This window comes from Vibrio makurazakiensis, assembly GCF_050337375.1.
Taxonomy (GTDB): Bacteria; Pseudomonadota; Gammaproteobacteria; order Enterobacterales; family Vibrionaceae; genus Vibrio; species Vibrio makurazakiensis.
Window position 1 is genome coordinate 1 of record NZ_JAKJSW010000007.1, and the last position, 12,486, is coordinate 12,486.

The following is a 12,486-nucleotide window of genomic DNA, read 5'->3' on the forward strand; positions in this document are numbered from 1 at the left end:
TGACCAGGAGACCAGGAATGACTATAAGAAGATGGTGACATGTAAGCCGTTAGAGCAACGCGTTGAACGGCCAGAGCCAACTGCGGCGAATGTCAGTTTGTTCTAGCCCCGCAGGGAGAAGAGAGTGCGGAGCGCGAACGAGGCACCAAGCCACCCACGGAACGTAAACATATCGATGGTTTACACTGGCGCGGTCAGTCGTCATCGTCACTTGAGGGAGTCACATCCCCTTGCCTACCAGAACCGCTTTTAGAGCCTTACCAATCCGGTGAGGCTTTTTTGTGTCGGTAGTGTTGGAGCATTCAAAGGACTTAAAGGAGCTTTTCGGTGAACGGACAACGAGTGATGAAGCCGAAGACTGAGGCTGAAGAACGAGGCGGACGTTCACCCCCCGTTCTGTATCACGGGGGTAAATTCGACCAACTTAATAGGGTTCAAGTGCTTATGAGACTAAGCGTCATTAATCTGTCTTAAAAGCTTGTGAGCCGTTTATGCCAAAGACAACCCACCATCGACCACTAGTGTATGCCCCACTATATAAGTAGCTTTGTCTGAGAGTAAAAATTCTATGGCGTCTACTATCTCAGTGGTATTACCAAAACGCTTCATGGGAACAGCTTCCGATACCTCTGAACGGATATTTTCATTTTCAAGCTGGCGTTCTTCCCAACGAGGAGTCCATGTTACACCTGGCGCTACCGCATTAATTCGAATGCCAGATCCAATACTTTCGAGTGCAACTGAGCGCGTTAACCCTTCCAGAGCATGTTTAGATGCGCTGTACATTGATGCATTAGGCGTTGGTCTGAGACCATTTACCGAACTTATATTCACTATGCTTGAGCCGGGACTCATTAGCTTCAATTCTGCTCTTAAGCATAAAGCCTGACACAAAAAATCAACATTGAGGGTTTCTTTAAGTAATGCGATGTCAACTTGGGGTAGATAGCCACGTGATACTAGAGCTGGAGAAGCGTTATTCACTGCAATATCTAGTTTCTGATATTCGGATTCAACATACGAGAATAAACCCGCTAGTTGCTGTTCATCGGCAATATCTACAACCCTATGATCCACAGTGTCTAATTCTGGGTAGAGACTTAGCATTTTTGTCCACCCGGCTTCAGAACGTGAGCATGTGACAACTTGATACCCTAATTCCACTAATCGAAGAACGAGTTCTAACCCAATACCTTTCGAACCACCTGTTACTAAAGCTACTTTCAATTTTGGATTCCTTTCCTAGATAGGTATGCTGACGGCTAACACCTTACCTAAACCATTGTGACATAAACACTTAAATATATTGTTAAGTCGATTTAATCACCTATACCTATAACCCTCTATTCAGACCAAGAATCTCTGTTCGAATCCAAACATTACCTTTGTCAAAATTATCCAACTCTATATTCCCACCTAATGCTGGTTCTAAAACAGGATAATAGATCTCTTCAAAACCAAGAACTCCAAGCTTTTCGACGAGTATTTCAATAAATTGTTCGTCTATAGGAAAAAGCGCATATTGAATAAAATTCTCATCCTTTAAAATTGCGTCTTCAAAGTCCGATGTACTCTCAAACACACCATAACCTTTACAGTTACTTCCATTTTTAGATGGATAAAACACCAAATACTCATCGGTCTCAGATGAGTATAAAAACAAAGTCCCAGTAAACGAGTAACCAATAACTTTATCATAGTGCCAAAGATATTTTCCCCACCCCCCTAACATTGCAACATCAATGGGGTCAGTTAATAATTTATACATCGAAACTTCCTTATCTACATAACTCCGCGTTAAGTGGTGAGCAACGCTAACCACCCAACTTAAACCATTGTGACATAAACACTTAATCCAAAGTAAGCCGAAAACGCCAAGCGTTGGGAGTCCATCTTGAACGCTTTGTTATGTGAATTTATTCTTGCATCGGTAATTCAATTATCCTGCGAATAGAAGCTACGTCTATTTCAACTTGCTCAAAAATAGCCTGCATCTCTTTGAATGTTTCACAAACTAGGCCGTAACGAGCTGGCTCTTGAGCCTCATAAATGTTCTGCTTNTTTTCTTCGTCAGTATGCGCAAAACCGTGGACTGCGTAGCCATCCAACCCTGCTTGCTTAAAATAAGGTAATGCTTTTTGATACCAAAGCTCATAAAGTTCAGCTAGTTTACTGCTAACGTATAATTTTTCTGATTCAATTAGTGTCTTACATTGCTCAAAATACCTGTAGTACGTTTCGGTACATTCTGGCTCATCCGCTAGCGGGCTTTCGTTCATAAAACGGAAAAACTTCTGATTAAGTAGAAGTAATTCGGTATACACCTTGACCTTGCGCTCAAAGTTCATTTCATAGGTAGACTTTGATATTTGGTGGTAATGATCTCGCTTTTGAAGCTCAACTTCTAACTCTCGCTCCATGCTCTTTAAGTTTGCAAGATTTGAGTCTTTAAGCTGCTGTAGTTCTTTGTCCATTCGCAGCTTTTCTTGGTTCAGAATGCGTTTTGACCAGAGACTACCAAGCCAACTAGACAAACCTATTACTACAACACTCGCACCACCAAGAACACTAACGATGTTCTCTATAACTAATTGACTCATTTGCATAAAACTACCGTAAATTTGAAAGTATGGAGATTCACATAACGCCCTCTTGAACAGTTTGTTAGGCAATCTTTCAATGAAAGATATCTTTTACGACGAACTCGTAAAATTTAACGCCTTTGTCGTTTATAAATGCTCCACCTAAGTCGCCTGTGTACGCTCCCCCAGATGGTAACCGTAACAGACCAGACATTGCCAATGACTGAAAGTCAATTTCAGCGCCTTCAGCCCAAACAGTTTGCCTTTCTTCTTCTGAAGAAGCCGCATCCATACGTGTCTTGTAATCGTAAAACTCTTTAAGTGTTTCTAAACCTTCAAATGGATGGATTTGCTCAATACTAAACAATAGCGAGTTATACTCACGGGCGGTAAATCTATTGAACTTAAAAGTTTCAATAAACAACTTTCCTAATAACTTCGCTTTCATTTCGTTGTGGTAACGATCAATATAAACCATCGTATTTTCAATTATTTCATCAGTTACCGATGAAACATCCACTGCATCGCCAAGTAAAGCCATATCATTTTCAGTGAAGCTTTCAAGGTTCACTTGCCCAATGAAACTTGAGAACTTCTTCATAAAAGCGGCACTTTGAATGGAATTTTTTACGCTGAGTGAAGTACAAACCCATTTAATAATTGGAATCTCTCTGAAAAGCTCTTGGTCTTTTGCAACAGTTTCAAGAACATTGTCGAGACTCATTTCAGATATATCAGCCCAAAATTCTTTCGTGTCGTTTGATACTAACCGTGAAACAAGACTGNTATTTTTCTTATTACTCATAACTTACCCTATCGCCTATCGCCTATCGCCGCATTAAGGTGTGAGTAACGCGACCGCGAAACCCAACCATACCATCGCAAACACTGAACTCAACGATGGAATGAAAAATGCCAAGTGTTGGGAATCACACTTAAATACTTTATTAAGTGATTGTTTACATGCGTGATACTCTACATTGCCCAGCTAATGTTGTTCCATTATGGTTCCATCTAGGCTGTATTTTTTGTATGAGTTCATCCTCTACATAATGCCTTAACGAAGCTGGATTAATTTCAACAAATGATATGTAAATGTCATATCCCTTTGCGACAAGAGATCGTAATTCATCAAATTTTGAACCAGTAGACTTTCCTGACTTAGTATCTTTGTTTCTCCATACTAAATGTGACCTAACTCTTTGCCTACTTCCATTACCTGCTGTTTGGCCGATATACATAACCTCGAGATTAGGCTTCTGTTTACTCTGAGAAAATACAGCGTAAACACCTGCTCTTTGACTTATTTCATCAAGAATATCTTGGTTGAGCAGATCTATTTTTTTATAGTTTTGTTCCCAAGTCTCTAAAGAACATGTACGACTTCTCAGCTCACTTGGATAAGTAAATTTTTTATGCTTTGTACGCAAAGCTGACCTAGCTTCAGTTAACAAAGACTTTAAGGGTGTCATATCTGACACTTGAACTTGATTAAACATCGACACTCCAATCACTTAACGCCTTGCTAAGGTGCGGCTAACTGCTACGAAACCTAAGAAAGCCACCGTAATCACTAAACTCAACCGAACCAAAAATGCCAAAGGTTAGCCGTCACTCTTAAGCAATTTGTTAAGTTCCGATACCGTAGCAGTCATAACCTACAATTTTGAACAACGGTTGAAAATCTAGTGTGTTGTTATCATCAACCGCTTTCCATGACTTCTGCACTTCTTCTGGGTTCAACCCACCAACGGTGAAAGCATTTGTCACAATTTCTCCAGTGTGTTCATCATGGAGACCGTTCAGTTCTTCAATAGGTAAATGCCCAAGGTATAGATTTTGTTGAACAAGTAACTGCACTGTCAGTTTAACGTTCACCTTATCGCCATAACCATTATCAATAAATACTTTTTCTTCGCCGAAAATAGATAGCGGTTCATGCTGCCCAGGTTCACTAGGAAGTAGCCCTTCATCCCATTTTCTTTGAGCAGTCTCAATGGCACTACCTAATATAGTTCCTTCTTCATTTGCAACACTCAATTTATAGAATTCTTGAGGAATCATTAGCGGCTTTGGATCGGAGGAACTAATTCCGAAGGACATATATGAGTTTCTGAAATCACAGATAACAGGAGCTGTTATACTAGCTTTCCATTTATGATTTCCAGTAGAAACTGGCCTATATAAATCAATTTGTAATTTCTTTGCTCTCTTTAATGCAGATTTAGTAAAGCCAGATGGACAAACTAGAGCTCCCTTTTGGGCTTTAACATCTTGAACCAGACCATGGAACTCTTCTACACCTTTAACATCAACCGGCTTTGCGTAGTCCTTGCAATCAATGACAATTCGCATTGTATATTGCCCAATACTTTGTTCGACAAGCACATCAATTTGTCGTTTTGTTTCACTTTCAACGCCCTCAAGCATGACGTTGTGTTTTACGATAGCATCTGGAGCTAGTTGTTTCTGTATCATGACAACTAAGTTTTCCAGTGCTTTCCAATCTGGGATGTTATCTATATCCACACTAACTATTCCTTAACGTGTAATTTAAATAGGAACTTAACGCCACATTAAGGTGTGAGCGACGCTTGGCTACACTTGAGCGAAGCGAAACTGCCAAGCGTTACGAATCACTCTTAAATGCCTTGTTATAGGGCTATGCTACTGTCCCACTGGTCATAATGAGTCAACTCTCTGAAGCTGTCTGATGGATATTCGTGGACAGCGATTATCTGCTCAGCTGGAATATTCAATGTACTATAACCTTCCAGTTCACAGCCATCGTCAGCTATATAGCCTTTGCTGGATAAGTAAACGCGTACCATTTGCGAGTATGGATAGTAGTGTTCATTTAAGCTCTCAATACTCACTTTAGCTTCAATAACACAAGGAACACCAATACTTTTAAGTACGCGACCAGTAACTTCTAGCCCTTCATGATTTACATATAATGCCTCTCCGCCCCAAGACCTAAAGAAACGGTGGATACCATAACTGTCTCGGTAAGGTTTAAAAAAGCAAAACCACAGCATTCTTGCCCTATTTGAATCATTTGCTTGATTACGTTCAACTAGCGCACTTGCTACAGTACCTGAAATTACACCTGCTAATTTCAGCTGTTCAATACGTTTAGTCAGCGACTCTAAATCTTGGAGTATCATGCCATTCAGCCTGATTTCTTCAATTTCATCTTTCGTCAACTTTGTACAATGATACCCTATAAGGTGGAATGGCTTTAACACCCGACGAAAATCATAGACAGCTTTATCGTATTCTTGAGGAGGAACTCTATTCTCATCAGAAGTTTCCCAGCCAAGAAAACTAGAATGACTTTTATCCAGATACTCTACGATTTCAGCAGGCCAAGTTGCCATATCTTCAATAACTATGGACATGGATTTCTCCCTTTTGATGATGAAACTGTTAAGCCCTATAACGCCGCATTAAGGTGTGAGCAACGCTACCACGAAACTTAAAAACACAAAACCCAACGATGGAATGAAAAATGCCAAGCGTTGGGAATCACTCTTAAATGCTTTGTTATGTGTTAATTTTCAAACGCTTTCTTTACATTAGCATTCATCTCAAGAGCTTGTTTCAGGACGATAATTGAATTATTTAGAAGTTCTTCACTACGTTGAGGGGCAAACCAGTTACCATTAAACTTTCCACCGTGAAATAGGTTATTTCTTACTCGGCGCACATACAACAAAAGCAAATCTGTATCATTGACTTTTGTTGGTGAGGAATCAGACCATGTAATATTCCCTTGTTCAATCACCTGCTTCTTTGGTGGATTAGCTAGAATATACTGTTTTGCGGCATCGAGTGCTTCATCTTGTAAAGCTTGAAACTTTACATGGATATCTTGAGCAAATGTTGTCCAGTTTGGATTTGCACTACCCTCGCCTTTATGAAAAGAGGCAGCTTTCAACGAATACTCAAACCTTGAGAATAATTTAAAAAACTCAAACGATAAAATATCTAATTTGTTCATCATACTTCCTATTTTGGCTAACACATAACGCCCTGTTAAGGTGTGAGCAACGTAATACCGATGCTGCCGCACACCACCTTAAACACTAAAATCAACGCATAGTAAAAATGCCACGCGTTGCGAATCACTCTTAAACAGTTTGTTATAAAGCTTTGTTGAGTTTATCGATTATCTTTTGTGGGTACTCAAGCGTAGCTTTATCTACCCCAAGGAATTCTAAACTGTCTCGAATAGAAAGAGCTGCCAAGTTTATTGCTTGTTCGAAAAATTGAAGTAACTTTTCATCATCGTAGGCTGAACCTAATAAAACTTGGGAATCTTTCGAGTTACTCTCGATTAAAGCACCTACATTGCCGTGTGCGTACATTGACAAAATCGAATAGTAGCCATTATACAATTCAACTAAATCAGCTTTTTTGAAGCGATCCCACACGGAGAGCTTTTTACCTAACTTTTTGTATTCTTCCGCTTTATCACTTTCAATATGTTTTTGAAGCTCGTAAAGCCGTTGGTATTGAGCTTTTGTCATAGCCTCAGGATGACTTTTGTCTTTAATGCAACATTGGAGATCAGCGAAAGTTTCTAATGCAGAGCGTAAAACTATAGGGACTGATGAAATTCGATGATTATTTAAAAGAACTACAGCATCTAAGCATAGTTCCGTAACCCTAATTGCTAATGCAATGATGTACTTTTCCTGTAGATTGTCGTGAACTAATGATGCGAATTTCTCATCTCGAAATTGCAATAGTCCAACCCAATCATCTACTTTATTTGAACTCATTATCTACCTTGCTTTATAACGCCGCATTAAGGTGTGAGCGGCGCTTGGCTACACTTGAGCGAAGCGAAACTGCCAAGCGTTGCGAATCACTCTTAAATGCTTTGTTATGTGCGTGCTAATTCTACGCTCGTAATCTCAGTGCCTATTGGTAGGTCTTTGATTTGCGAGTAAATTGCGCCAGTTGCTTCTAACTTGCTTAGAAAAGGCAACATCTGCAAATTTCCTACACTTAACTCGCCTCCTAAGCAGGGAGGAATTATGAAGTCATAGCACTCATTTTCGGAAAGCATAAATCCTTTATCACGAGCACCTGTCACTAGGCTAACCATTAGAAATTGCTCCTGCCCTTGCTTCGTATTTAATATCGATTGAAGTTCGATTTTATCTGCAGCGATAACAGTTAATGTTCCCTCTAACATATCGAAGAAATATATGCCTTCATTAGATTCAAAGAACATATCTCCAAATAAATYTGCAACAAGGAATGTTTTCTCTGAAAAATCTAGCCAATTCCAAGTAGCTAAGCCTTTGCAAATATCACTTGTATCGGGTGTCAATAAAAGCATAAATTCCTCTCTAAGCACATAACAGCTATTAGACTGAATAATTCTGCATTTAAATACAGAAACTTTCTATATAGTATACTTGTTGTCGAGCATTGTATTGGTTTAACTTTTACGATACAGTGCTTTATGAGTTTGTTCAAAAAGCACCGGAACGTGAAGTGCAGAAAGTTGAGGGTAAAATATAGAAATGCGAAGAAACAAGGTTTTCTATCGTATTCGAGCAATCATAACAAAGGTAGCGTTGATGATATGACTATTTAGCACAAGAAAAGCTGGTCACTTCTCGTACGAACCGATCTTTGCGCTTTCTTCAATTTGTTTGTATAAGCCGTTATCACGGAGTTTCTGTAACCCTTGGTTAAACGCTGAAATTAACTCTTCAGCACGTGATGATTTTTTTGAAATGATTAATGAGTAAGACCTAACATTGATTGGTTTCGGATGCATGAATAATTGCTGTTCTGCATTTAACTTATCAATGAAGTTTGTAGCTACTTCTGGATAGTCGAAAATGATATCGAGTCTCCCGGACAACAGTTTTTGATAGTTTCCAATCTGATTGTCGATACGCTGTATATTGATTACACCGGACTCTTCCAAATCTGAAATACCATAGTCATAACCTAGGACACCTCCAATCTTTAACCCTTGTAGATCTGACGGATCATCCCAGATTATTTTCTTGTCTTTTCTATAAAATATCGCGGTTGGGACCGTCAAGATAACTTCAGAAAATAGCGCTGCGTCCTGGCGTTCATCAGTCYTCGCGTAAGAAAAAGATCCATCGACTTCTCCATTACGAACTTTTTCAAACCCCCGAGCCCATGGGAAGTATATTAGTTCTACATCGTACCCCTCAACTTTAAAGGACTCAGTCACAATATGAGCGACATACCCTCCCTTCCTTAAAGCTTGTGATTGATACGGGTACCACTCTCCTGAAACCAAACGAACGATTTCTTTTGCACTAGTGGCCGAAGAAGCTAATGACATGAATAACAGTATGACCACTACTTTCATTTAAACACTCCAAACAAAACCCTATTATCAGCTTAGCAGCTCAACAGAATCTCAGGGTTCCACCCAACACTAGTATTAAATAAAATCACATTAATGGTATTAATTAATCCTACTTATTGGCTCGGTTAATCTCGCAAGCTTTTCAAATGTATTGATTTCGAGGTCGGGTTGAATACACATGTAGTTATAGTATTCGCGCAATCGCTCTTGCGATCTTTAGTAGGTGCTTTGACGTCTTTATTTCAAGTTCGGATTGGATGCTGAGTAAAGCTATTCCGGCCAAAATTTGTTGTGCTAAAACTAACTGCCCTGTGGGTAATTCCAGTTTGTTATAGTGAACTTTGAACTGTTTCCAATCGTCACTAACTCCAAGCTCCCTACCTTTGGCCATCCTCATAAACCTCTTACATTCTGGCGGAATAGGTTTTCCATCATCCCAACTAGTGACTGTCCTCACAGTTTTGAAACACAATTTAGCGACCTCTTCCTTGGTCATTTGGCATTCCATTGCGCGAAAAATATAGTTTTTACTCATTTCGCGATACTTCATTGTTAAAACCTCTATATAGAAGAGATTTTAAATTCACATTATCAGAATAATAATTCAACACAACACAACTAGAGATAATACGCACTGTAAGTTACTTATTTAACAATTGGAAAGATTTGCTAAAACATTGATAAAGCGTTTCATAAGCCTTTGATAAATCATCTGCTTTTTTACCGTTTAGAACTGTTTATGGTTAGTTCAAATGATGTATACACCCTCGTCAAAAGATTACACTTTAACTACCTAACTCGACTTGTTCAGAAACCGTCGAGCATTGAGAGCCTGACTTAAACGATTTGATGCGAAGCCATTATTTGCTCCAATTTCCCATTGTCTTCGTCAGAAAAAGTAACGTAACCGATCGGAACATCAGTGTCTAAGCTGCTAATAATATACCGCGCACTTTTCAGACCAAAACCACCACATAGCTCGATTAGTTGGATTCCGTTCTCAATCATCCTTTTAGCAACAAGAATTGCGTCTTCATCATTACTGACACCAACAACTTGAGTTGAAAAACTTGATGTATTCAAAGCGGTAGAATCACTATTAAAATTGTAATTATCTGCTTTTACAATAAATCCATACTGCTTAATCATGTTTTGTCCTTAAGTCTAGATACTCCGCTGGCGCATAACGTCGTGGTAAGTAGTGAGCAACGCCTAACACCCTACTACCTAAACCATTGTGATATAGACACTTAGGCTGAAGTAAGCTGAAAACACCAAGCGTTGGGAGTCCGTCTTAAATGCTTTACTATATTTATGTTTTCGTTACACGAATTTCGAACATACTAGCATAAAAGCAAAGGCTTAACTTTGAACGCATGGGCTTTTGACATGTATTCTGTAGTAACCAATGAGACTGCTTATAACRAACAAAACATCGATTAAAACCGCAACTGGTGAGCCAACGATTATATCATGTACGCCCCACACTCCTGTCCCTAGAACCATCAACCAACGCATTAGCTTGTCATTGTTACTAAACGAAGCTTTTGTATGCAATAGCGACGCGATGCAGCTTAGAATACTCGTTAAACCACTGAAAGTCGCAACAGTCCCTAACAATGTAATGAAATAGAAGAACCACTTTATTTTAGGGTTTGAGACAACAATACCAGCCAAATATCGGCATGCTCCTATTACCAGCAAACACGCAGCCGTCCACTCATCAAGTAGCACGAAATGGGCTGCAATCAATAATGCCGATATACATAAAGCAGACAAAAGTAGAGTTCGATTTTTAAACTGAAACGATGCGATATCAAATAGCGCAGCTACACCGACCAATATTTGGGAGGCGACAAAAAGGGACATAACCCCTCCAATAATAACCAAGTAATATAGAAAAAGTCCTAGCACCTCAAAGCTTTGAGGCACTGAACAATATGATTCAGGTTATAAATTGCAGGGGAGGTATATCGCGACTGCGTGAGTCTGAAGAAGTTGAGAATGACAGATAGAGGGAATTTGAATGTTAAATAGAATCATGTTGTATTCCTCCTGTCAGGTAGCTAATAGTAAACGCGAGTTTACAGTAAAATGTCGAAGAATAAAGGTGATGTCACGCTTCGTTACCACTTAGCATAACTCTTTGTGTTTTTTATGGGTTATAACAATGAAAAAATGAAATATAACAACTAATTAACGGGCAAAAATGCAATGCCATCTAACTTAAAACCTGTGTTCTAAACTCTGAGATAATTTTTAAAGGTATGGACCTACTACTGACATACAGTGCTGAACAGTGCTTTCTTTTTCACCGACTGGCGCAACATAATGAATTGCTGATTCAGCATCTGCCCTACTCGACAACTTACTAATAACCCACGCAGCCAAGTACTTTGATGACAAACAACCACCTGCAGTCACAAGATTGCCTTCAGCATAAAAGGGCTGCTCTAAAACAGTCACTCCTGATTCGACAACCCAAGGTTTCGTTGTCAAATCAGTACAAGCTGGTATTTGATGCAGTAAACCAAGCACTGACATGNTCAACGTACCTGAACATTGTCCACCTATTAACTGAATTTCAGGGTTTAGCTTTAGCCTTGAAAGTATATCTCTGTCTTGAGCAATATCGCGCGTTAGTACACCGCTACCAAACAATACAACGTTAGCTTGATTCGCATTGTTGAGATTGGATTGTAACTCCGTTCATTGAAGTCACGTACTGAGATGGACTCGTTATTTGCACATTCCAACCAGCGTCTTTCATTCGGTTCAAAATTCCCGCTGCTATAAATGAGTCAAGTTAATTAAATCCGTCAAAAGTTAGCACAGCAATATCCATATTTTCTCCTATTTACCTAACGCCTAATTAAAGTGTGATGTGCGCTTCCACTACATTAAATCTGAACAACGTAATCACTAAATTTAACGCAAACCAAAAATGTCAGGTGTGCTGAATCACTCTTAAATTATTTGTTATACGATCACTTTTCGCCCATACTCCAACTCACTTTCGCCTGGCACCTCAAACTTGGGTTCCATAAAGTTGAACATCACCTCTGTAACTTCAAATGAGTAAACTTTTGGGTCTTTCTCTGCATTTCGTTTTTCTACTCGCTGCCTGCGAGTTTCCGTTGGGGAATCGAGATAATGAATCTCAGCTTTGATATTTAGAACGTCAGCATTGCTCACAAAAATGTCTCGCTGAGCTTTGGTTGTAAATCCTAAGTCGAGAACAACATTTCCGCCTAGCGCTAAAATTTGTTCGCTAACTTCCCAAACTTGCTCATAACACCGACTTACACGTTCCATCATCCACGAGAAATCCAGAGACACCATATCCTTAGAAAATAGTGTCTGCATCCACGGGTCTATAGAGAACTTAACAGCTCCAATTTCGTCACAAACAGACATGGAATATGTCGTCTTACCTGCCCCTGTTGGCCCACAAACCAGAATTAGCCTAGCCATTTTCCAAAATCCTTTTCGTTTGTTCCTGAGAGGTGCATAACACTGCGTTGAGTAGTG

Annotated in this window: 13 protein-coding genes and 1 pseudogene; all 14 read right to left on the reverse strand. The window is 39.5% G+C overall.

Features of this window, described 5'->3' with window-relative positions; translation table 11 throughout:
- Positions 1-489 precede the first annotated feature (489 nt).
- A complete protein-coding gene (locus L4C33_RS00635; protein ID WP_428810558.1) occupies positions 490-1,227 on the reverse strand; it encodes an SDR family NAD(P)-dependent oxidoreductase in 738 nt (245 codons plus the stop codon).
- A gap of 106 nt (positions 1,228-1,333) precedes the next feature.
- Positions 1,334-1,768, reverse strand: a complete 435-nt coding sequence (locus L4C33_RS00640; RefSeq protein ID WP_428810559.1) for a hypothetical protein — start codon at positions 1,766-1,768, stop codon at positions 1,334-1,336.
- A 1,773-nt stretch (positions 1,769-3,541) separates the two neighbouring features.
- Entirely contained in the window at positions 3,542-4,081 is a 540-nt protein-coding gene (locus L4C33_RS00645; protein WP_428810560.1) for a GIY-YIG nuclease family protein, read from the reverse strand.
- A 130-nt stretch (positions 4,082-4,211) separates the two neighbouring features.
- Positions 4,212-5,111: a restriction endonuclease gene (locus L4C33_RS00650; protein WP_428810561.1), complete on the reverse strand. Its 900-nt coding sequence runs from the start codon at positions 5,109-5,111 to the stop codon at positions 4,212-4,214.
- Between the two features lie 125 nt (positions 5,112-5,236).
- Positions 5,237-5,983: a hypothetical protein gene (locus L4C33_RS00655; protein WP_428810562.1), complete on the reverse strand. Its 747-nt coding sequence runs from the start codon at positions 5,981-5,983 to the stop codon at positions 5,237-5,239.
- A gap of 152 nt (positions 5,984-6,135) precedes the next feature.
- The gene (locus tag L4C33_RS00660; protein WP_428810563.1) at positions 6,136-6,588 is read right to left on the reverse strand and encodes a hypothetical protein; all 453 of its coding nucleotides are present in this window, start codon (positions 6,586-6,588) and stop codon (positions 6,136-6,138) included.
- A gap of 139 nt (positions 6,589-6,727) precedes the next feature.
- A complete protein-coding gene (locus L4C33_RS00665; protein WP_050905156.1) occupies positions 6,728-7,369 on the reverse strand; it encodes a DUF5677 domain-containing protein in 642 nt (213 codons plus the stop codon).
- Between the two features lie 104 nt (positions 7,370-7,473).
- Entirely contained in the window at positions 7,474-7,935 is a 462-nt protein-coding gene (locus L4C33_RS00670; RefSeq protein ID WP_428810564.1) for a T6SS immunity protein Tdi1 domain-containing protein, read from the reverse strand.
- Between the two features lie 276 nt (positions 7,936-8,211).
- The gene (locus L4C33_RS00675; RefSeq protein ID WP_428810565.1) at positions 8,212-8,955 is read right to left on the reverse strand and encodes a substrate-binding periplasmic protein; all 744 of its coding nucleotides are present in this window, start codon (positions 8,953-8,955) and stop codon (positions 8,212-8,214) included.
- Positions 8,956-9,139: 184 nt separating this feature from the next.
- Positions 9,140-9,505 carry a regulator gene (locus L4C33_RS00680; RefSeq protein WP_428810566.1) on the reverse strand — a complete coding sequence of 122 codons (366 nt, stop codon included), beginning with the start codon at positions 9,503-9,505 and terminating at the stop codon, positions 9,140-9,142.
- Between the two features lie 287 nt (positions 9,506-9,792).
- Entirely contained in the window at positions 9,793-10,104 is a 312-nt protein-coding gene (locus tag L4C33_RS00685) for a DUF6506 family protein (protein ID WP_428810567.1), read from the reverse strand.
- A 213-nt stretch (positions 10,105-10,317) separates the two neighbouring features.
- Entirely contained in the window at positions 10,318-10,824 is a 507-nt protein-coding gene (locus L4C33_RS00690) for a YgjV family protein (RefSeq protein ID WP_428810568.1), read from the reverse strand.
- Between the two features lie 390 nt (positions 10,825-11,214).
- Positions 11,215-11,749, reverse strand: a pseudogene (locus L4C33_RS00695) (type 1 glutamine amidotransferase family protein).
- Positions 11,750-11,934: 185 nt separating this feature from the next.
- Complete coding sequence (locus L4C33_RS00700) at positions 11,935-12,429, reverse strand: P-loop nucleotide/nucleoside kinase family protein (RefSeq protein WP_428810569.1); 495 nt, start codon at positions 12,427-12,429, stop codon at positions 11,935-11,937.
- Positions 12,430-12,486 lie beyond the last annotated feature (57 nt).